This window comes from Streptomyces venetus (assembly GCF_039540295.1).
Classification (GTDB): Bacteria; Actinomycetota; Actinomycetes; order Streptomycetales; family Streptomycetaceae; genus Streptomyces; species Streptomyces venetus.
Window position 1 is genome coordinate 525,673 of sequence record NZ_BAABET010000004.1, and the last position, 19,311, is coordinate 544,983.

The following is a 19,311-nucleotide window of genomic DNA, read 5'->3' on the forward strand; positions in this document are numbered from 1 at the left end:
GGGGTACCCGGGGCTCGCCCCCGGTGATCACCGGGCACGCCATGGACGAGGAGGCAGACCCGTGACCGAACAGCAGCACCCCGGCGAGCAGCACCCGACCCCGGAGTTTCCCTCCCAGGACCAGCCGCACCCGGGCTGGACCGGCCCCATGGACCCGCCCCCGGACCACGGTGAGGAGTCCTACCGGGGCAGTGGCCGGCTGGCCGGCCGCAAGACCGTGATCACCGGTGGGGACTCCGGGATCGGCCGGGCCGTGGCCCTGGCCTTCGCCCGTGAGGGAGCCGATGTGCTCTTCACCCACCTGGACGACGAGAAGGACGACGCCTCCGAGACGGCCCGGCTGGTCGAGGAGGCAGGCCGGCGTGCCGTGCCCGTCCCGTGCGACGTGCGGGAGGAGGCGAACTGCCGGGCGCTGATCGACCGTGCCGTCGAGGAGTTCGGCCGGATCGACGTCCTGGTGAACAACGCGGCGTACCAGATGTCGCAGCCCGACGGCATCGAGGCGATCTCCACCGAGCAGTTCGACCGGGTGATGCGCACCAACCTCTACGGCATGTTCTGGCTGTGCAAGCTGGCGCTGCCGCACATCCCGGAGGGCGGCAGCATCATCAACTCCACGTCGGTGCAGGCCTACAAGCCCAGTCCGCACCTGCTGGACTACGCGACGACGAAGGGCGCGATCGTCACCTTCACGCAGGGCCTCGCGCAGATGCTGATCGAGAAGGGCATCCGCGTCAACGCGGTGGCACCGGGCCCGGTCTGGACCCCGCTGATCCCGGCGACGCTGCCGGACACGCAGACGTTCGGCAAGCAGGCCCCCATCGGGCGGCCCGCGCAGCCGGCCGAGATGGCTCCGGCGTACGTCTTCCTGGCCTCCCAGGAGGCGTCGTACATCACCGCCGAGATCGTCAACGCGACGGGCGGCACACCGCTGCCGTGACCCCCGGGGCATGGAGCGCGCTCCATGCGGCAGACTCGGCGGCATGGAGACCGCCGAGTTCCTTCAAGCGCTGGAGAACGAGGGCCGGCTGCTGGCCGCGGCCGCCGAGAAGGCGGGGACGGACGCCAAGGTGCCGACCTGCCCGGAATGGCAGGTGCGCGACCTGCTGCGGCACACCGGCGCCGTGCACCGCTGGGCCGCCGCCTATGTCGCGGAAGGCCTGACCGAGCGCCGCCCCCTGCCCGAACCCGCCGCCCTCGACGGCGCGGAGCTGGTGGACTGGTACCGCGACAGCCACCGCCTCCTCGTCGGCACGCTGGCCGGCGCCGCACCCGACGTGGCGTGCTGGGCCTTCCTGCCTGCCCCGTCCCCGCTGGCCTTCTGGGCCCGGCGGCAGGCGCACGAGACGGCGGTGCACCGGGTCGACGCGGAGGCCGCACGCGGGGGCGCCCCGACCGCCGTCACCCCGGAGTTCGCGACCGACGGCATCGACGAACTCCTGCTCGGGTTCCAAGCCCGGCCCAAGAGCCGGCTCCACACTCCCGAGCCGCGTGTGCTGCGGGTGCGCACGGACGACACCGACGCGGTGTGGACCGTACGGCTGTCCCCGGAACCGCCCGTGACGACGCCGGGCGCGTCCGGGGAGGCCGACTGTGAACTCTCGGGCCCGGCGGAGCAGTTGTACCTGGCGCTGTGGAACCGGGCTTCGGTGCCGACCGTCTCGGGCGACCAGGCGCTCGCCACTCTGTGGCGGGAGGCGTCGGCCGTCTGAGTCCCGGGCGGGATCAGTCGTCCGCCAGCATCCGTTCGAGTACCGCGCGCTGCACCGGCAGTACCTCGCCGTGCAGCGCGCGTCCCTTCGCCGTGAGCGCGACCTGCACGCCCCGCCGGTCCTGCGGACACATGCAGCGCTCGACGAGCCCCTCCTTCTCCAGCCGGGCGATCAGCCGTGACAGCGCGCTCTGGCTGAGATGGACCCGCTCGGAGATCTCCTGGACGCGGTAGGAGGGCGTGCCCTTCGACGCCCGGCACCCGGCGAGGACGTCGAGCACCTCGAAGTCACTCGCGCACAGGCCATGAGCGTGCAGGGCCCGGTCGAGTTCGCACTGGGTGCGCGCGTGCAGCGCCAGAATGTCCCGCCACTGTTCCACGAGGGCCTGCTCGGCCTGGGTCGCCGCCATGCGCGGAACCGTAACAGAGAGCCAAGATTGTTGCATCTGAATTAAATGCACTTGCATTCCATGCATGCGCATGTAGTGTCTCGGGGCATGACCTCTCCGCTCACCACCCCGACGTCCGACGGGCGTTGGACTCCCCGGCTCTGGGGCACCCTCCTGGTGCTCTGCGCCGCGATGTTCCTGGATGCCCTGGACGTGTCCATGGTCGGCGTGGCGCTGCCGTCCATCGGCGCCGACCTCGGCCTGTCGACCTCCGCGCTGCAATGGATCGTCAGCGGCTACATCCTCGGCTACGGCGGTCTGCTGCTCCTCGGCGGCCGTACCGCCGACCTGCTGGGCCGGCGTCAGGTCTTCCTGGTCGCCCTGGGCGTCTTCGCACTGGCCTCGCTGCTGGGCGGCATCGTCGACTCGGGACCGCTGCTCATCGCCAGCCGCTTCGTCAAAGGCCTGAGCGCGGCCTTCACGGCCCCCGCCGGTCTGTCCATCATCACCACGACGTTCCCCGAAGGACCGCTCCGCAACCGGGCGTTGGCCATCTACACCACCTGCGGCGCCACCGGCTACTCGATGGGCCTGGTCTTCTCCGGCCTGCTCACCGAGGCGAGCTGGCGGCTCACGATGCTGCTGCCCGCCCCCATCGCGCTGATCGCCCTGCTCGTGGGCCTGAAGCTGCTGCCGCGCAGTGAGCGCGAACGCGGCCAGGGCGGCTACGACATCCCCGGCGCGGTCCTCGGCACCGCCTCGATGCTGCTGCTCGTCTTCACCGTCGTCGAGGCGCCCGAGGTGGGCTGGGCCGCGGCCCGGACCGTGCTGTCCTTCGCCGCGGTGGCCGTGCTGCTGGTGGCCTTCGTCGCCGTCGAGCGGCGCAGCCCCGGTCCGCTGATCCGGCTCGGGGTGCTGCGCTCGGGGCCGCAGGTGCGGGCTCAGCTGGGTGCGATGACGTTCATCGGGAGCTACATCGGCTTCCAGTTCCTGGTCACGCTGTACATGCAGCAGCTGCTCGGCTGGTCGGCGCTGCACACGGCGCTGGCGTTCCTGCCGGCGGGCGCGCTGGTGGCCCTGTCCGCGACGAAGGTGGGGGCCGTCATCGACCGGTTCGGCACGGCCCGGCTGATGGTGCTCGGCTTCGTCCTGATGGTGGTCGGCTATGTGCTGTTCCTGCGCGTCGACCTCGACCCGGTCTACGTGGCGGCGATCCTGCCGACGATGCTGCTGGTCGGCTCGGGCTTCGCGCTGACCTTCCCGTCCCTCAACGTCCAGGCCACCAACGGCGTCGACGAGCACGAGCAGGGCATGGTCTCCGGGCTGCTCAACACCTCGGTGCAGGTGGGCGGCGCGATCTTCCTCGCCGTGGTGACGGCGGTGGTGACCGCGAACGCCCCCGAGGACGGTGCCGTCACCCCGCAGGCCGTCCTCGACAGCTACCGCCCCGGCTTCGTCGTCGTGACCCTCATCGCCCTCGCCGGCCTGCTGATCACCCTCACGGGCCTGCGGACCCGCCGGAACCGTCCGTCCGTCGTGGTCGCCAAGTCCACTCTCAGGGAGGCGGAGCGCGTACCCGTACGCGACTAGGGGGAGCGCCTTCCACACGCGCCCGGCGGAGTTGCTTGCCCGCCGGGCGCGCCCCTGTTTGACTCACCGTATGACGCATCACGGGGGACGGCGCACTCAGGCCGAGCGAGACGCGATCACGGTCGAGATCGGGTACGCGCTGTGCAGTGCGGCCTTCGCGGCGGCGGTGGTCTTCGGGGCGGTGGCCGGTCCGGCGCTGCTCTTCGACCTGCCGGACACGGCGGAACGCCTGCTGCCGCGCATCGGCCTGGTGCTCGCGCCCGTCCTCTTCGCCGCCCGGGTCGTCAGCGTGCTGGTCCGGTTCCGGTCGGCGGGTCAGCCCAGCCAGCCCGGCCGCACGAGCCCCGACTCGTAGGCGAGCACGACGAGTTGGGCCCTGTCGCGGGCATTCAGCTTCACCATCGTGCGGCTGACGTGGGTCTTCGCGGTGAGCGGGCTGACCACCAGGCGACGCGCGATCTCCTCGTTGGACAGGCCGATACCGACCAGGGTCATCACCTCACGCTCCCGCTCGGTGAGCAAGGCCAGGGCATCGGCCGCCGCCGGCTCCTTGGAACGGGCCGCGAACTCGCCGATCAGCCTGCGTGTCACCCCCGGCGACAGCAGCGCGTCGCCCGCGACCACCGCCCGTACGGCACGCAGGAGCTCGTCCGGCTCGGTGTCCTTCACCAGGAAGCCGGAGGCGCCCGAGCGGATCGCCTCGAAGACGTACTCGTCGAGCTCGAAGGTGGTCAGCATGACCACCTTCACGTCCTTCAGGGCCGGGTCCTCGGTGACCCGGCGGGTCGCGGCCAGGCCGTCGAGCGCGGGCATCCGGATGTCCATCAGGACGACGTCGGGCCGCAGTTCACGGACCCGACGCACGGCCTCCTCGCCGTCGGCGGCCTCCGCGGCCACCTCGATGTCCGGCTGCGCGTCGAGCAGCGCCCGGAACCCCGCCCGGACCAGTGACTGGTCGTCGGCGAGCAGTACGCGGATCACCGGTCCTCCATGTGTCGTCCTCGGTTCGCCGCCGCCTCACGGACCGGCGGACGCCGTCATCGGCAGTTCGGCGAGCACCCGGAAACCGCCGTCCGGACGGGTCCCCGCCTCGATGGTGCCACCCAGCGCGGCGGCCCGCTCCCGCATACCGGCCAGCCCGTTGCCGCTGCCGCCGGCCTCGGCGCCGGTCGCGGGCCCGTCGTCGTCGACGCGCAGCCGCAGCACGCGCGCGTCGTGGGCGAGGTGCACGCGGGCGTGCCGCGAGCCCGAGTGCCGTACGACGTTGGTCAGGGCCTCCTGGACGATCCGGAAGGCGGCGAGGTCGGTGCCCGGCGCGAGGCGCGGCGGCTCGCCCTCGACGTCGACGGTCAGGCCCGCGCTCGCCGCCTGCGCCACCAGTTCGGGCAGCCGGTCCAGCCCGGGGGCCGGGGCGCGTGGTGCGTCACCGGGCGCGCGCAGGGTGCCGAGCACCTGGCGCACCTCGCCGAGCGCCTCCTTGCTCTTGGCCTTGATCGTGGTGAGCGCCGAGCGGGCCTGCTCGGGGTCGGTGTCGAGGAGCGCGAGGCCGACCCCCGCCTGCACATTGATCACAGAGATGCTGTGGGCGAGTACGTCGTGCAGCTCCCGGGCGATCCGCAGCCGCTCCTCGTCGGCCCGCCGCCGCGCGGCCTCGGCCCGCTCGGCCCGCTCGCGGATCCACTGCTCGCGCCGGACCCGGAACAGCTCCGACACCGCCACGATCGCCACCACCCAGGTGGCGACGACGATCTCCTCGCCCCAGGAGAGGGCGGAGTCCCCCGACGGCGGCAGCCACCGGTAGAGCCAGTGCGCCACCAGGACGTGCCCGGCCCAGAGCATGCCCATCGCCGCCCACGCGGCCCAGCGATGCCCGGCGACGATCGCGCTGAAGCACGCCAGGGCGACGGTGAAGAGCACCGGCCCGTAGGGGTATCCGGCTCCCAGGTACACCATGACGGCGGCGGCCGTGCCGAACACAACGGCCACGGGGTACCGCTTCCGCCACAGCAGCAGCCCTCCGGCCACCAGCAGCAGCACGCGCGCGAAGACATCCAGCTCCGCCCGCTCTCCCTGCTGCCCGTGGGCGGCGAAGTTCGACCCGGCCAGCACGAACGCGGTCACGACGACGGTGGACCGCCAGGGCCACCGAGATCCCCGTCCTTCCCACCGGTCCCACCACGCGGGCCCGTGCCGCCACCACTGCGGCGGCCCGCTCCGCACGCGCTGCTCGTCCATACCGGCCACGCTAGACGCCGGACTCCCGCACCGGCGTCACCCCGGCGTGGCGATCACGCGTACTCCCCGGGAAGTACACCGCCGTCCGGCGCCGCGTCCTCGGCAGGACCGGGCACCAGCCCCACTCCCCGAGCCAGTTGACCCGCCGCGTGGCGGAAGAAGGGCTCCCGGTCCTCCACCACCCGGTGGAACTGGCCGAACAGCTCGAAGCCGACCAGGCCGTACAGCTGGGCCCAGGACGCGACGAGAGCTGACACCACCTCCGGGGGAAGGTCGGGCGCGAGGTCGGCGGCCATCCTTTCGGCCTCCGGGCGCAGCTCGGACGGCAGTGCGGGGCCGGCCAAGCCGGTGCCGTGGTGGGCGTCGCGGGCGATGCCGAGGAGCAGGAGGCCGACGCGGGCGGCTGACGGGACGGTGGTGTCGGGGGCCGTGTAGCCGGGCACGGGCGATCCGTAGATCAGCGCGTACTCGTGGGGGTGGTCCAGCGCCCAGCCCCGCACCGCCTCACAGACCGCGATCCACCGCCGGAAAGGATCGACGGTCGCCGACTCATGAGCGGCCTCGGCCCGCTCGCCGAGGGAGTCGTAGGCGTCGATGATGAGAGAGGTCAGCAGGTCGTCACGGCTGGGGAAGTAGCGGTACAGCGCGGACGAGGCCATGCCCAGCTCGCGGGCCACGGCCCGCAGGGAGAGCCGGGCGGCGCCCTCCGCGGCGAGCTGTCTGCGGGCCTCGTCCTTGATGGCCGCGGTGACTTCGATCCTGGCCCGGGCACGGGCGCCGTGTGCGGTGCTCATGCGGGAAGTCTGCCATGAAAGCAGAGCGGTGCACACAAACGAGAGCACTGCTCTTGCTTCACGGGTCGACCTCGGGCAGACTGAACCCATCGAGCGAGAGCAGTGCTCACAAAAGAGAGCACCGCTCCACAATGAGTGAGCAGGGGGACCCCATGTCCACACACGTCCGGAAGCCCGGCTGGTTCACCGTCAACGTCTTCAACCGCCTCGTGGCCTGGATGACCCGCCGCGGCATCAGCGTCTGGGGCTCCCGCGTCCTCGCCGTCCGCGGCCGCAAGAGCGGCCAGTGGCGCACCACCCCGGTCAACCTGCTGACCCTGGACGGCCGGCAGTACCTCGTCGCGCCCCGCGGTCACGTCCAGTGGACGCACAACATGCGCGCGGCGGGCGGCGGCGAGCTGCACCTCGGCAAGCGCGTGGACCCGTTCACCGCGACCGAGGTGGCCGACGACGACAAGACCCCGATCCTGCGCGCCTACCTCAAGCGCTGGAAAGCCGAGGTCGGGGTCTTCTTCGCCGGGGTCGGCCCGGACTCCCCGGACGACCAGCTCCGCCGGATCGCCCCCGACCATCCGGTCTTCGAGATCACCCTGAAGGGCTGACCTCGTCGTCCGGCACGGCGGGACGACGGTCCAGCGCGGCCAGGGCACGCTGGGCCATCGGATGCGTGCGGACGATCTCGCCCAGGGAGGTGGCGCCCTGCGCGATGTCCTTGAACGCCTTCCAGGCCGGGCGGAAGCTCGTCAGTGCCGCGTGGAACAGCCCGGGACGGCGCTCGAACACGGCCAGCAGCCGCTTGCCTACACTCATCTCCACGCCGAGCCCGGCCTTGACCGCGAACGCGTAGTTGAGCGCCTGCCGGCGGGTCTCCACCGCGTCGTGGGCCTCGGCGATCCGGACCGCCCACTCCCCCGCGAGCCGCCCGGACCGCAGCGCGAAGGAGATGCCCTCGCGGGTCCACGGCTCCAGCAGGCCCGCCGCGTCGCCGCACACCAGCACCCGTCCACGGGACAGCGGCGAGTCGTCGGCACGGCAGCGGGTCAAGTGCCCGGAGGAGATGCCGGGTTCGAATCCGGCGAGGCCCAGCCGCCCGACGAACTCCTCCAAGTACCGCTTCGTGGCGGCGCCTTCACCCCGCGCCGAGATCACTCCGACCGTCAGGGTGTCGCCCTTGGGGAAGACCCAGCCGTAACTGCCGGGCATCGGGCCCCAGTCGATGAGCACCCGCCCCTTCCAGTCCTCGGCCACGGTGTCCGGCACGGGGATCTCCACCTCCAGGCCGAGGTCCACCTGGTCGACCTTGACCCCGACATGGGCGCCTATGCGGCTGGCGCTGCCGTCCGCGCCGACCACGGCGCGCGCGAGCAGGACCTCGCCGCCCTGGAGGAGCACGGCGACCGTGCGCCGGTCGGGCACCGTCGAGCCGTGCTGCTCGACCCGCTGGACGGTGACCCCCGTACGCACTTCGGCGCCCGCCTTCTGGGCGTGCTCGACGAGCTGCTGGTCGAACTCGGGCCGGTTGATCAGCCCGAACAGCATCTGCCTGGACCGGCGGGTGCGGGTGAAGCGGCCGTTGTGGGAGAACGTCACCGCATGCACCCGGTCCCTGAGCGGCAGCTCGAAGCCGGGCGGGAGGGAGTCGCGCGAGGGACCGATGATGCCGCCGCCGCACGTCTTGTACCGCGGCAGCTCCGCTTTCTCCAGCAACAGCACGCGTCTGCCGGCGACCGCCGCCGCGTACGCGGCCGAAGCGCCCGCGGGTCCCGCGCCCACCACGACGACGTCCCACACTTGCTGCACGTCGTCCGCCGAAGAGTTCTCGCTGCTCACGATGGTCTACTGCTCCCGATCAAGCCGCCTGCCGCTGCTACCTCCCGCATCCTACGGCGGACCTCGTCACAGTCCGCTGTGGGAGGATCTACAGCACTCACCGCTACAACGTCGCACCCACGAGGAGCGTGCCCATGTCGTCGAATCCGGTTGCCGAGACCGTCGCCTCGCTGATGCCGAGGGCGAAGGCGGAACTCACCGAACTGGTGGCTTTCCGGTCGGTGGCCGACTTCGACCAGTTCCCGAGGAGCGAGAGCGAGGGCGCCGCCCGCTGGGTCGCCGACGCGCTCGCCGCCGAGGGTTTCCAGGACGTGGCCCTGCTCGACACCCCCGACGGGACGCAGTCGGTGTACGGCTACCTGCCCGGCCCGGAGGGCGCGAAGACCGTCCTGCTCTACGCCCACTACGACGTGCAGCCGCCGCTGGACGAGGCCGCCTGGAGCACCCCGCCGTTCGAGCTGACCGAGCGGGACGGGCGCTGGTACGGGCGCGGGGCCGCCGACTGCAAGGGCGGCGTGATCATGCATCTGCTGGCACTGCGCGCGCTGAAGGCGAACGGCGGGGTACCGGTCCATGTGAAGGTGATCGCGGAGGGATCCGAGGAGCAAGGCACGGGCGGCCTGGAGCGGTACGCCGAGGAGCACCCGGAGCTGCTGGAGGCCGACACGATCGTCATCGGCGACGCGGGCAACTTCCGGGTCGGTCTGCCGACCGTCACCTCCACCCTGCGCGGTATGACCCTCGTCCGCGTCCGGGTCGACACGCTCGCCGGCAACCTGCACTCGGGCCAGTTCGGCGGTGCCGCGCCCGACGCGCTCGCCGCTCTGATCCGCGTCCTGGACTCGCTGCGCGCCGAGGACGGTTCGACGACCGTCGACGGACTGGCCGCGGACGCGGCCTGGGAGGGGCTCCCGTACGACGAGGAGCAGTTCCGCCGGGACGCCAAGGTGCTGGACGACGTGGAGCTGATCGGCTCCGGCACGGTCGCCGACCGCATCTGGGCCCGGCCGGCCGTGACGGTCCTCGGCATCGACTGCCCGCCCGTCGTCGGCGCCACCCCGTCCGTGCAGGCCGGCGCCCGTGCGCTGATCAGCCTGCGGGTGCCGCCGGGCGTGGACGCGGCCGAGGCGACCAAGCTGCTCCAGGCGCACCTGGAGGCGCACACGCCGTGGGGCGCGCGCGTGAGCACCGAGCAGATCGGCCAGGGCCAGGCCTTCCGTGCCGACACCTCCAGCCCGGCGTACCGGGCGATGGCGGACGCGATGGCGGCGGCCTACCCGGGGCAGCGCATGCAGTACGCCGGGCAGGGCGGCTCCATCCCGCTGTGCAACACGCTGGCCGCCCTCTATCCGCAGGCGGAGATCCTGCTCATCGGGCTGAGCGAGCCGGAGGCGCAGATCCACGCGGTGAACGAGAGCGTGTCCCCGGGAGAACTGGAGCGGCTGTCGGTGGCCGAGGCGCTGTTCCTGCGGAACTACGCGGCGAGCTGACCGGCTCTGCCCTCAGCAGAGGCCCTCGTCCGGGGACGGGGGCCTTTCCTAGTGTCGCCCCATGGACGTCATCGAACTCCTCCCCCGTCTGCACCTGCTGCGCTTCCCGGTCGGCCAGGCCTACCTCTGGCGCGACGGCGACGAACTGACGCTGATCGACGCCGGTCCGGCCGGTTCCGGTGCCCCGATCGCCGAGGCGGTGGCCGCGCTCGGCCGGGCCCCCGGGGCCGTACGGCGGATCGTGCTCACCCACTTCCACGAGGACCACGCGGGCGGGGCGGGCGAGTTGGCCGCGCTCACCGGTGCCGAGGTGCTGGCGCACCGGCTCGACGCCCCTGCCGTGCGCGGCGACGTGCCGGGCCCGCCCCCGGTGTTCGAGGACTGGGAGCGGCCGCTGTACGAGCAGGCCGCGAGACTCCTGCCCCAGGGGGACCACGTACGCCCGGCCCAGGTCACCGAGTTGTCCGGCGGTGACGTACTGGACGTGGGCGGCGGGGCGCACGTCGTGCACGTGCCAGGACACACGCCCGGCAGCATCGCGCTCCATCTCCCGGAGCACGGCGTGCTGTTCACGGGTGACACGGTCGCCGCGTCGCCCGTGGACGGCACGGTGATGCCCGGCGTGTTCAACCTCGATCGCGCCCAGGTCCTCACGGCCTGCCGGCGACTGGCGGAGCTGGACGCGGACGTGGCCTGCTTCGGCCACGGGGCCCCGATGCTGGGGCAGGCGGCCGAGGCGCTGCGCGGCGCGATCACGGGCGACCCCGCCTAGTCGAGCGCCGGGTCCAGGACGATGGCCTCCTCGCGGGCGGTGAGGGACGGCTCCTCGGGAAAGTGGCAGGCGGTCAGATGGCCGGCGGGGCTGCCCTCGACACGAACCAGCGGCGGATCCTCGGTGGCGCACCTGTCCTGGGCCTTCCAGCAGCGGGTGCGGAAGCGGCAACCGGAGGGCGGGTCGATCGGTGAGGGCACGTCACCGGCCAGCCGGATGCGCTCGCGCCGCTGTGGGGCGTCGGGGTCGGCCTCGGGCACGGCGGACAGCAGCGCGTGGGTGTACGGGTGGCGGGGGCGGGTGTAGAGGGACTCCCGTGCGGCGACCTCGACGATCTTGCCGAGGTACATCACGGCGACCCGTTCGGAGAAGTGCCGTACGACGGCGAGGTCGTGAGCGATGAAGACGAAGGCGATGCCGAACTCCCGCTGGAGGTCCTGGAGCAGGTTCACGACCTGCGCCTGGATGGAGACGTCCAGCGCGGAGACGGGCTCGTCGGCGACGATCAGCTTCGGCCGCAGGGCGAGGGCGCGGGCGATGCCGATGCGCTGGCGCTGGCCGCCGGAGAACTCGTTCGGGTAGCGGTTGTAGTGCTCGGGGTTGAGCCCCACCGTCTCCAGGAGTTCCTGCGCGCGGCGCTTGTGGCCCTGGGGCGGGTCGATGGAGTTGAGGCGCATCGGCGTCTCGATGATGGTGCCGACGGTGTGCCGGGGGTTCAGCGAGGAGTACGGGTCCTGGAAGATCATCTGGAGGTTGCGACGGGCCTCCCGCATCCGTGCGGCGGGCCGGTGAGTGATGTCCTCGCCGTCGAACAGCACGGACCCGCCGGTGGGTTCGAGCAGCCGGGTGATCAGCCGGCCCGTGGTCGACTTGCCGCAGCCGGACTCGCCGACCAGGCCCAGCGACTCGCCGGGACCGACCGAGAAGTCGATGCCGTCGACGGCGCGGACGGCCCCGATCTGCCGCCGGAAGACGATGCCCTGCCGGAGGGGGAAGTGCTTCTGCAGACCGCGCACTTCGAGGAGGTTCTCTCCGGTCGTGCGGTCGGCGGCCTGCCCCGTGAGGGGCTGGATGGTGCTCACGGCATGCTCCCTTTCGTCCGCCGTCGTCACTGCGCGGCCCGTACGGTTCCGGCACCGCCGTCGTCCGGCCGGCCGGCCCCGACCCGGAGCTCCTGCTTGGCCTCGTCGGTGAGATGGCAGGCGGCGATGTGCCCTGCGGTGCCGGAGACGAGGCGCAGCTCGGGGCGGTCCACGGTGCAGCGCCCTTCCGGCACCCGGCCCTTGTAGGCGCAGCGCGGGTGGAAGGAGCAGCCGTCCGGCACGTTGATCAGGCTCGGCGGGGTGCCGGGGATCGGATTCAGCCGTACGCCGACGTCCCCGGTGAGGTGCGGCATCGACTGCAACAGGCCCCAGGTGTACGGGTGCTGGGGTTGGGTGAGCACCTCGCGGGTGGTGCCGTACTCGATGCGGCGGCCGGCGTACATCACCAGGATGTCGTCGGCGATGTCGGAGACGACGCCGAGGTCGTGCGTGATGATGACGACGGCGGAGCCGAACTCCTCCTGGAGATCGCGGATCAGGTCGAGGATCTGCGCCTGGACGGTGACGTCCAGGGCCGTGGTGGGTTCGTCGGCGATGAGCAGGGCGGGGTCGCAGACCAGGGACATGGCGATCATGGCGCGCTGGCGCATGCCGCCGGAGAACTGGTGCGGATAGTCCCTGACCCGGCGTTCTGGCTGCGGGATGCCGACGCGTTTCAGCATCTCCACCGCCCGCTCCCTGGCCTCCTTCCTGGAGACCTCGTGGTGCACGCGGTAGGCCTCGGCTATCTGGGAGCCGATGGTGAAGAAGGGGTGCAGCGCGGACAGCGGGTCCTGGAAGATCATGGAGACGGTACGGCCGCGGAGTCGGCGCATCTCGGCCTCGGGCAGGGCGACGAGTTCCCTGCCCTCCAGCCGGATCTCGCCGGATACCCGGGCGCGGGTGCCCTTGTGCAGTCCGAGCAGGGCCAGCGAGGTCACCGACTTGCCGGAGCCCGACTCGCCGACGATGCCGAGGGTCCTGCCCTTCTCCAGGGTGAAGGAGACGCCGTCGACGGACTTGACGACGCCGTCCTCGGTCGGGAAGTGCACCCTGAGGTCGCGTACGTCGAGGAAGGGTGGGGGCGCGGGCGTGACGTCCGCGGGGTGCGGTGAGGTCTGAACGGACACGGGTGGTTCCTAAGGACGAAGAAGGGCTCAGGCGAGGCGTACGCGCGGGTCGACGAGGCCGTACACCAGGTCGACGACGACGTTGGCGAGGACGACGAAGGTCGCGGCGAAGAGCGTGGTGCCGAGGATGACCGGCAGGTCGGAGTTCTGGACGGAGTCGACGGCGAGCTTGCCGATGCCGTTGATGCCGAACACCGACTCGGTGATGACCGCGGAGCCGCCGATCAGGGAGCCGACGTCCATGCCGAAGATGGTGATGATCGGGGTGACGGCGGCCCGCAGTCCGTGTTTGAGGACGACGGTGGCGGCCGGCAGGCCCTTGGCGCGGGCGGTGCGCATGTAGTCCTCGGCGAAGACCTCCAGCATGGAGGAGCGGGTGAGCCGGGTGTACATCGCGAGGTAGACGACGACCAGGGTGGTCCACGGCAGGATCAGCCCCTGGAACCAGCCGGCCGGGTCCTCGGTGATCGGTGTGTAGCCGGAGGCCGGCAGGATCTGGAACTTGTCGACGAAGAGGTACAGCAGCAGCAGACCGATGAAGTAGATCTGCACCGACACGCCGAACAGGGCCAGTCCGACCGCCGCCTTGTCGGCGGCCCGGCCCCTGCGGACCGCGGCGACGGTGCCGAGGCCGACGCCCAGGACCAGGAACGCCACCGCGGCGCCGAGACCGAGGGAGAGGTCCGCCGGGAAGTCCTCCAGCAGCGTGGTCAGGACGGGGGTGTCGGTCTGGAAGGAGACACCGAGGCAGGGGGCCCCGCAGTGGATGCGGACGCTCTGGTCGCCGAAGTCACGGCCGGCGAACAGCCCCTTGAGGAACTCCCAGAACTGCGTGAGATAGCTCTGGTCCAGGCCCAGCGAGTGCTTGATCTCCGCGAGCCGGGAGGGGGAGCAGGTCTTGCCGCAGGCGAGCAACGCGGGGTCGGAGGGCAGGGCGAAGAAGATGAAGAAGGTGATGGTGGTGATCACCAGCATGATCACGGCCGCTGCCAGCAGGCGTCTGACGAGGTAACGAAACATGGGGTGCCGGGACCTGACGTGAGTGGGCTGCCCGCCGGCGGCCCAGGCCGCCGGCGGGGTTCGAAGGAGTGCGTCCGTCAGTGCTTGACGTAGACGTGGACCAGGCTCGGCTCGGCCAGGATCGTGTCCGGGATGACTCCGCCGACCTTGGAGCCGGACATGTCGCTGAAGTTCATGTAGGTCAGCGGCACCACCGCGGCGTCCTTCAGGATCTGCTCGTCCATCTGTCCGTAGGCGGCGTTGCGCTGCTTGACGTCGGTCATCCTGGCGGCTTTGTCGATGAGCGCGTCGACCTTCGGGTCGTTCAGGTACGACAGGTCCTGGTTGGCCTGCGGGTTCTTCTTGATCAGCCGGCCGTCGAAGAGGGTGGGCAGCACCGTGGAGGCGTTCGGCCAGTCGGCGATCCAGTCGCCCCAGGTCAGGTCGTACTGGTTCTTCACGTTGTTGACGGTGCTGAAGTAGTTCGACGCGTCGATCGGGGTGATGTTGACGGTGATGCCGATGCGCTCCAGCGCGGTCTTCACGGCGTCGGCGAAATGCTCCTGGGTGGGCGTGTTCTCCACGGCGATCGACATGCTCGGCTTCGGGTCGCCGGCCTGCTTCATCAGGGCCTTGGCCCGGGCGAGGTTGCCCGCCGGGTTGGCGCTGTACCGGTTGAACTTCCGGTAGCCGCCGATGCCGGGGCTGAGCATGGTGGTGGCGTAGTCACCGTACGCGGCGCCGCCGAACGCGCCCCGGACCGTGGTCTTGTCGATCGCGTACTCGATCGCCTGGCGGACCTTGGGATCCTTGATCCTGGTGGTGTTGATGGCCAGGTAGTTGATGCCGGGCGCGGGGATCTTGTAGTAACGGTTCTTCAGGGACGGGTCGTTCGCGAGCTGGGCCAGGTCGGAGCCCGCGATCGGCCACTGCTGGATCGACGTCTGCGCCGTGCCGGCGTCGGACTTGATCTGCTGGTCGATGGCCGACTCGTCCTGGCCGAACCTGACGTCCATGGTGTCGACGTTCTGCTGCCGGATCGGGTCGGTCGCCTGGGACCAGTGCGTGTTCCGGGTGAGGACGAGTTCCTTGTTCTTGGTGTACGACTTGATCATGTACGGGCCGTCCGACCAGACCTTGGTGTCGTAGGTCGAGCCGGTGTCGTGGGCCTTGGGCACGGCGGACCAGCCGGTCATGGTGGTGGTCTCGTTGAAGTCGGCCACAGGCTGGTTCAGATGGAAGACGACGGTGTACTTGTCCGGCGTCTGGATGGAGCCGAGTTGCTTGCCCTGATAGGGACCCTTGTAGTCGGAGCCGCCGACGAGCCACTGGGAGGCGTAGGGCGGGCCGCCGTTGATGTCGGAGGAGAAGAAGCGCTCCACGCCGTACTTGACGTCCGGGGCGGTGACCTCGGTGCCGTCCTGGTACTTGACACCGTGCCGCAGGTGGAAGGTCCAGACGGTGGCGCCCTTGCTCGGGGTCCCGGTGTCGGTGGCCAGGTCGCCGACCAGCTTCGGGGTCGATCCGGTCTCGTCCCAGCCGGTGAGGGTGCGGACGATCTCCTCGTCCATGCTCGACCCCTCGGTCGTGTAGACGCGCTGGGGGTCGAGGTGGTCGTAGTCCGCCTTGTTCAGGATGGTCAGGGTGCCGCCCTTGCCGGGGGCGCCGCTGCCACTGCTGCCGCTCGCGGACCCTCCGCATGCGGTGGCCCCCAGGGCGACCACCACGGCGGTTGCCGTGAGAGCGACCGTGCGCGATCTGCGCGTGCTGCGCGTCATCGAGGAAACTCCGTTCTTGCTACTGGCCCGGCGGCCGTTCATGGGACCGCCGGGCCGACACTCGGGAGGGTGGCCGGTCAGGCGCGCCGGGCGCGGGGGTCCAGGACGTCCCGGACGCCGTCCCCGAGGAGGTTGAGCGCCAGGACCAGCAGGAGGAGCAGGACGCCGGGCACGAAGAGGTACATCGGGTCCTGGAGGAAGAACTGGGAGGCGTCCGACAGCAGGGCTCCCCAGTCGGGGGTGGGCGGGATGACGCCGACGCCCAGGTACGAAAGGGCCGCCTCGGTGGTGATGTTCTGCGGGACGGCGAGGGCGAAGGAGATCAGGATCGGCGCCCACAGGTTGGGCAGCAGCTGCCGGAAGAGGATGTGCCGCCGGCCGGCGCTCATCAGCCGCGCGGCGTCGACGAACTCCCGTTCGCGCAGGGACAGCACCTGGCCGCGCACCAGGCGGGCGGTGTAGGCCCAGGCGAAGACCGCGATGTTGAGGACCAGGACGAGGAGGCGGAGGTTCTCGTCGGTGCCGCCGTGGCTGTTGGTCTGCAACGCGTTCTGGATCACCGGGGTGAGCGCGATGATGAACAGCAACTGCGGGAACGCCAGCATCACGTCCATGACCCGGGACAGCAGGGAGTCGACCCAGCCGCCGAAGTAGCCGGCCGCGAGCCCGGCCACGACACCGACGGCGGTGGACAGCACGGCGGAGGCGAGTCCCACGTAGAGGGAGGTGCGCAGTCCGTAGACGATCCGGGCGAACAGGTCGTAGCCCGTGCCCGGTTCGACGCCGAGCAGATGCCGGGCGCTGATGCCGCCCAGGGACCCGTAGGGGAAGTTGCCCGTGTCGGGATCGATCGCCTTGTTGTCGGGGGTGATCGGCCCCCAGCCGGTCAGCGCGGTGAGGACCGGTGCGAGCAGCGCGATCAGGACGAACACAAGGGTGGCGACCAGGGCGGCCATGGTGACCTTGTCCCGCCTGATCCGCTTCCAGGCCGTCCGGGCCGGGGAACGCCCGGCGGCAACGGTGCCGCCGGGTCTGGAGTCCTGCGTCGACGGCTCGGTGAGCAGCGCGGTGCCGCCGCCGGTGTCGACCGGCTGGTGTTGCGTGGTCATCGTACGGACATCCCGGATCTGCCCCTGGGGCAAGGAAATTGAGTGGCGGTCGTGAGTGCCGCCGTGAGACATTGCGGACTTTCGCAACGCCGTACGAGTCCGGTCAAGACGAGCAGGGGCCAGAAAAGGGATTGTTTGCGGTCATGGAAAAGTGTTGACGCGAGCGGGGAATGTGATTACCCGCAGCGTGAAGAAGTGCGGGCGATTCCTTGGGCAGCACTTAGAAGTGGCCGCGGAGCCGTCTCCTATTGCTTTTCCCTCGGAATCCCCCGCACCAGGTAAAGGGGAGCGGACAGGCCGGCTCAGCCGACCGGCACTCCGGCTTCCAGATAGATCGCCGCTCCGCGTTCGCGTGCCCGCAGTGCCCAGCGCAGCCGCTCGTAGCGCACCGGGGGCAGCAGTTCGGCGGCCTCCTCCTCGCTGACGAACCGCCAGTCACGCAGTTCCGGTCCGGGCAGCAACAGCCGTCCGGCTTCCGCGGAGTCGAGGAGACCGCCGTCGAAGAGGAGCCGCAGGCCACCGAACCCTGGGGGCACGGGGCGTTCCCAGTCGACGACGAGCAGGCTGGGCAACGCGTCGAGGCGGATGCCCGTCTCCTCGGCGACCTCCCGCACTCCCGCGCGCGCGGGCGCCTCACCGGGCTCGACGACACCGCCCGGGAACTCCCAGCCGGCCTTGTAGGTGGGATCGACGAGCAGCACCCGGTCCCGCTCGTCGAAGAGGAGCACCCCGGCGGCGAGTGTCTCGGCGGTGGGCTCGGGCGTCTGCACGATGTCGCAGACGGGCACGGTGCCGTTGTTGACGGCCTCGGCGATCCGGGCGGCGGTCTCGTACGGCGTCAGGTGGCTGGTGTCGACCAGGTGGGCGTCGGCGGTGAGCCAGGAGGCGAGGGCGGCCCGGTACGGCTTGATGTGGTCGAAGGACCACTGACGTATTCGCACCTCGCCGTCGGGAAGATCCCGCGGAACCTCGCGGCCCGCTATACGCTCCCGCAGTATCGTTTCGGCCGGAGCGAGCAGGATATGGCTGACCGGAATCCTGCGCGCGGCCAGGCCGCCGAAGATCTCGTCGCGGTACTCCTGACGCAGCAGGGTCATGGGGACCACCAGGGTCCCGCCGAGCTCGCCGAGCATCGCGGCGGCCGTGTCGATCACGAGCCGCCGCCAGATCGGCAGCTCCTGGAAGTCGCCGACCTCGGCGAGGTGTTTGGGCGGCAGCAGGTGGGCGAGCGCACCGCCGATGACCTCCGGGTCGAAGAGCGTGCTGTTCGGGATCAGTTCGATCAGTTCCCGTGCGGTGGTGGTCTTCCCCGCACCGAACGCGCCGTTGATCCAGACGACGGTCACAGGTCCCCCTCTTCTGTTGGCCCCCTGAGGCTTGCCCGCTCCACCCTGCCACGGAAACCAGGACCAGTTGAGGGCGCACGAGAACGGCGCCGGCGCCCCCCTCACCGGGGAAGCGCCGACGCCGTGGACCGGAGCCTGAGCGGCTCGTCAGCCCTTCCTCCGGACGTCGTTCTTGACGACCTTCTTGGCGCCGCCCTTCTTGGCCACGGCCAGGCCGTCCTTGGCGACGGTCTGGTTGAGCGTCTTGAGGGTCTCGTCCACGCTGATGGGGCCGAGGCCCTCACCGACGGCGTGGGACGGAGTGACCGCCGCGACGACGAAGCCGGTGGCGAGGGAGGCGATGGCGAGCATGCTGCGCTTCTTCATGCCCCGCACAACGGCCGGACCCGCCCCCGGGTCACGCAGCCGGACCCGACTGGGCGAAGGGGCGGCGTCACCGGGAGTCGTCGCCCCAGGTGCCGGGCCCGCCACCGCGCCATTCGATCAGCCCCGACACGGCCGCGTACGCCTCGTCCGCGTCCTCGATCCCGGCCCGCCGCAGGAACTCGGCGACGTCCAGCAGCCCGTACGCGATCCCGAGGAACTGGTCGTCCACACGGACCCGCCGGCCGCCGTCAGCGGCGGGCGGGTAGACCACGACGGGTTTCACGGACGCCATGGCACCAGGGTGCGCGCGGACGGCGTCGCGGGCTCGTCGGGCTGGGCCGTTCAGCCCGCCTTCCGCGGCTGGCGGAACTCGTGGACCTCGGCGGTGAGGGTTCCGTCCTGCTGTTCGTAGTGGGACAGGGCGAGGCCGAGGCCGAAGAAGGTGGGTGCCCACTCGCCGACGAAGATGCCCCAGCGGTCGGCACGGGCGAGGCCGGTGCCGTGTTCCATCTTCAACGAACCCATCCAGGCGACGACGCTCAGGCCGACGGAGGTCATGGCGGCCAGGTAGGCGTGCTCGCTGCGGATGCCCATCTCGTGCATCTTCTTGATGATCATCAGGGGCTCCGTTCTGTCGGGGAGTTCAGCAGACGGAGTGCCCTCGAGACGTTGCCGTTATTCACCCGATTC

Annotated in this window: 21 protein-coding genes; 7 read left to right on the forward strand and 14 right to left on the reverse strand. The window is 71.0% G+C overall.

The window, feature by feature from the left end:
- Positions 1-61: 61 nt before the first annotated feature.
- Together ABEA82_RS16085 and ABEA82_RS16090 are read left to right on the forward strand one after the other, a co-directional pair.
- Positions 62-940, forward strand: coding sequence for an SDR family oxidoreductase (locus ABEA82_RS16085; RefSeq protein ID WP_345662157.1), 879 nt, complete (start codon positions 62-64; stop codon positions 938-940).
- Between the two features lie 43 nt (positions 941-983).
- The gene (locus tag ABEA82_RS16090; protein ID WP_345662158.1) at positions 984-1,712 is read left to right on the forward strand and encodes a maleylpyruvate isomerase family mycothiol-dependent enzyme; all 729 of its coding nucleotides are present in this window, start codon (positions 984-986) and stop codon (positions 1,710-1,712) included.
- A 13-nt stretch (positions 1,713-1,725) separates the two neighbouring features.
- On the opposite strand, the gene ABEA82_RS16095 is transcribed toward ABEA82_RS16090, so the two are convergent.
- The gene (locus ABEA82_RS16095) at positions 1,726-2,121 is read right to left on the reverse strand and encodes a MarR family winged helix-turn-helix transcriptional regulator (RefSeq protein ID WP_345662159.1); all 396 of its coding nucleotides are present in this window, start codon (positions 2,119-2,121) and stop codon (positions 1,726-1,728) included.
- 87 nt (positions 2,122-2,208) lie between these two features.
- Here ABEA82_RS16095 and ABEA82_RS16100 point away from each other — a divergent pair, with 87 nt between their 5' ends.
- Both ABEA82_RS16100 and ABEA82_RS16105 read left to right on the forward strand, forming a co-directional pair.
- The gene (locus ABEA82_RS16100; protein WP_345662160.1) at positions 2,209-3,690 is read left to right on the forward strand and encodes an MFS transporter; all 1,482 of its coding nucleotides are present in this window, start codon (positions 2,209-2,211) and stop codon (positions 3,688-3,690) included.
- 70 nt (positions 3,691-3,760) lie between these two features.
- Complete coding sequence (locus ABEA82_RS16105) at positions 3,761-4,045, forward strand: DUF6332 family protein (RefSeq protein ID WP_345662161.1); 285 nt, start codon at positions 3,761-3,763, stop codon at positions 4,043-4,045.
- On the opposite strand, the gene ABEA82_RS16110 is transcribed toward ABEA82_RS16105, so the two are convergent.
- From ABEA82_RS16110 to ABEA82_RS16120, 3 genes are read right to left on the reverse strand one after another with little or no spacing between them, the layout of a single operon-like run.
- Positions 4,006-4,671: a response regulator transcription factor gene (locus ABEA82_RS16110; protein WP_345662162.1), complete on the reverse strand. Its 666-nt coding sequence runs from the start codon at positions 4,669-4,671 to the stop codon at positions 4,006-4,008. The two genes, ABEA82_RS16105 and ABEA82_RS16110, sit on opposite strands and share 40 nt — an antisense overlap.
- A gap of 36 nt (positions 4,672-4,707) precedes the next feature.
- Positions 4,708-5,925 (reverse strand): sensor histidine kinase, encoded by a 1,218-nt coding sequence (locus ABEA82_RS16115; protein WP_345662163.1) that lies wholly within the window; start codon positions 5,923-5,925, stop codon positions 4,708-4,710.
- A 53-nt stretch (positions 5,926-5,978) separates the two neighbouring features.
- Entirely contained in the window at positions 5,979-6,719 is a 741-nt protein-coding gene (locus ABEA82_RS16120; protein WP_345662164.1) for a TetR/AcrR family transcriptional regulator, read from the reverse strand.
- A gap of 152 nt (positions 6,720-6,871) precedes the next feature.
- On the opposite strand from ABEA82_RS16120, the gene ABEA82_RS16125 reads away from it, so the two are divergent.
- Positions 6,872-7,321, forward strand: coding sequence for a nitroreductase family deazaflavin-dependent oxidoreductase (locus tag ABEA82_RS16125; RefSeq protein WP_345662165.1), 450 nt, complete (start codon positions 6,872-6,874; stop codon positions 7,319-7,321).
- Here the strand turns inward: ABEA82_RS16125 and ABEA82_RS16130 are convergent.
- Entirely contained in the window at positions 7,305-8,549 is a 1,245-nt protein-coding gene (locus tag ABEA82_RS16130; RefSeq protein ID WP_345662166.1) for a geranylgeranyl reductase family protein, read from the reverse strand. The genes ABEA82_RS16125 and ABEA82_RS16130 overlap by 17 nt on opposite strands.
- 134 nt (positions 8,550-8,683) lie before the next feature.
- On the opposite strand from ABEA82_RS16130, the gene ABEA82_RS16135 reads away from it, so the two are divergent.
- Both ABEA82_RS16135 and ABEA82_RS16140 read left to right on the forward strand, forming a co-directional pair.
- A complete protein-coding gene (locus ABEA82_RS16135) occupies positions 8,684-10,039 on the forward strand; it encodes a dipeptidase (protein ID WP_345662167.1) in 1,356 nt (451 codons plus the stop codon).
- Between the two features lie 61 nt (positions 10,040-10,100).
- Positions 10,101-10,811, forward strand: coding sequence for an MBL fold metallo-hydrolase (locus tag ABEA82_RS16140; protein ID WP_345662168.1), 711 nt, complete (start codon positions 10,101-10,103; stop codon positions 10,809-10,811).
- Here ABEA82_RS16140 and ABEA82_RS16145 read toward each other — a convergent pair.
- From ABEA82_RS16145 to ABEA82_RS16185, 9 genes are all read right to left on the reverse strand, one after another.
- A complete protein-coding gene (locus tag ABEA82_RS16145) occupies positions 10,808-11,893 on the reverse strand; it encodes an ABC transporter ATP-binding protein (protein WP_345662169.1) in 1,086 nt (361 codons plus the stop codon). The genes ABEA82_RS16140 and ABEA82_RS16145 overlap by 4 nt on opposite strands.
- 26 nt (positions 11,894-11,919) lie before the next feature.
- Positions 11,920-13,023 (reverse strand): ABC transporter ATP-binding protein, encoded by a 1,104-nt coding sequence (locus ABEA82_RS16150; protein ID WP_345662170.1) that lies wholly within the window; start codon positions 13,021-13,023, stop codon positions 11,920-11,922.
- Between the two features lie 27 nt (positions 13,024-13,050).
- Entirely contained in the window at positions 13,051-14,043 is a 993-nt protein-coding gene (locus ABEA82_RS16155) for an ABC transporter permease (RefSeq protein WP_345662171.1), read from the reverse strand.
- Between the two features lie 77 nt (positions 14,044-14,120).
- On the reverse strand, positions 14,121-15,800 hold the full coding sequence (locus ABEA82_RS16160; protein WP_345662172.1) for an ABC transporter substrate-binding protein: 1,680 nt from the start codon (positions 15,798-15,800) through the stop codon (positions 14,121-14,123).
- A gap of 77 nt (positions 15,801-15,877) precedes the next feature.
- Entirely contained in the window at positions 15,878-16,909 is a 1,032-nt protein-coding gene (locus ABEA82_RS16165) for an ABC transporter permease (protein WP_345662173.1), read from the reverse strand.
- Between the two features lie 302 nt (positions 16,910-17,211).
- Positions 17,212-18,255, reverse strand: a complete 1,044-nt coding sequence (locus ABEA82_RS16170) for an NUDIX hydrolase (RefSeq protein ID WP_345662174.1) — start codon at positions 18,253-18,255, stop codon at positions 17,212-17,214.
- 147 nt (positions 18,256-18,402) lie between these two features.
- Positions 18,403-18,621 carry a hypothetical protein gene (locus tag ABEA82_RS16175; RefSeq protein WP_345662175.1) on the reverse strand — a complete coding sequence of 73 codons (219 nt, stop codon included), beginning with the start codon at positions 18,619-18,621 and terminating at the stop codon, positions 18,403-18,405.
- A 67-nt stretch (positions 18,622-18,688) separates the two neighbouring features.
- Positions 18,689-18,913: a hypothetical protein gene (locus ABEA82_RS16180; RefSeq protein ID WP_003988364.1), complete on the reverse strand. Its 225-nt coding sequence runs from the start codon at positions 18,911-18,913 to the stop codon at positions 18,689-18,691.
- Between the two features lie 50 nt (positions 18,914-18,963).
- Complete coding sequence (locus ABEA82_RS16185) at positions 18,964-19,239, reverse strand: hypothetical protein (protein ID WP_345662176.1); 276 nt, start codon at positions 19,237-19,239, stop codon at positions 18,964-18,966.
- Positions 19,240-19,311: the final 72 nt, after the last annotated feature.

Coding starts and splice junctions, on each gene's coding strand:
- ABEA82_RS16175 (WP_345662175.1), bottom strand. CDS start 18,621: ATGAAGAAGCGCAGCATGCTCGCCATCGCCTCCCTCGCCACCGGCTTC.
- ABEA82_RS16105 (WP_345662161.1), top strand. CDS start 3,761: ATGACGCATCACGGGGGACGGCGCACTCAGGCCGAGCGAGACGCGATC.
- ABEA82_RS16165 (WP_345662173.1), bottom strand. CDS start 16,909: ATGACCACGCAACACCAGCCGGTCGACACCGGCGGCGGCACCGCGCTG.
- ABEA82_RS16180 (WP_003988364.1), bottom strand. CDS start 18,913: ATGGCGTCCGTGAAACCCGTCGTGGTCTACCCGCCCGCCGCTGACGGC.
- ABEA82_RS16115 (WP_345662163.1), bottom strand. CDS start 5,925: ATGGACGAGCAGCGCGTGCGGAGCGGGCCGCCGCAGTGGTGGCGGCAC.
- ABEA82_RS16185 (WP_345662176.1), bottom strand. CDS start 19,239: ATGATCATCAAGAAGATGCACGAGATGGGCATCCGCAGCGAGCACGCC.
- ABEA82_RS16095 (WP_345662159.1), bottom strand. CDS start 2,121: ATGGCGGCGACCCAGGCCGAGCAGGCCCTCGTGGAACAGTGGCGGGAC.
- ABEA82_RS16155 (WP_345662171.1), bottom strand. CDS start 14,043: ATGTTTCGTTACCTCGTCAGACGCCTGCTGGCAGCGGCCGTGATCATG.
- ABEA82_RS16135 (WP_345662167.1), top strand. CDS start 8,684: ATGTCGTCGAATCCGGTTGCCGAGACCGTCGCCTCGCTGATGCCGAGG.
- ABEA82_RS16160 (WP_345662172.1), bottom strand. CDS start 15,800: ATGACGCGCAGCACGCGCAGATCGCGCACGGTCGCTCTCACGGCAACC.
- ABEA82_RS16125 (WP_345662165.1), top strand. CDS start 6,872: ATGTCCACACACGTCCGGAAGCCCGGCTGGTTCACCGTCAACGTCTTC.
- ABEA82_RS16100 (WP_345662160.1), top strand. CDS start 2,209: ATGACCTCTCCGCTCACCACCCCGACGTCCGACGGGCGTTGGACTCCC.
- ABEA82_RS16090 (WP_345662158.1), top strand. CDS start 984: ATGGAGACCGCCGAGTTCCTTCAAGCGCTGGAGAACGAGGGCCGGCTG.
- ABEA82_RS16120 (WP_345662164.1), bottom strand. CDS start 6,719: ATGAGCACCGCACACGGCGCCCGTGCCCGGGCCAGGATCGAAGTCACC.
- ABEA82_RS16140 (WP_345662168.1), top strand. CDS start 10,101: ATGGACGTCATCGAACTCCTCCCCCGTCTGCACCTGCTGCGCTTCCCG.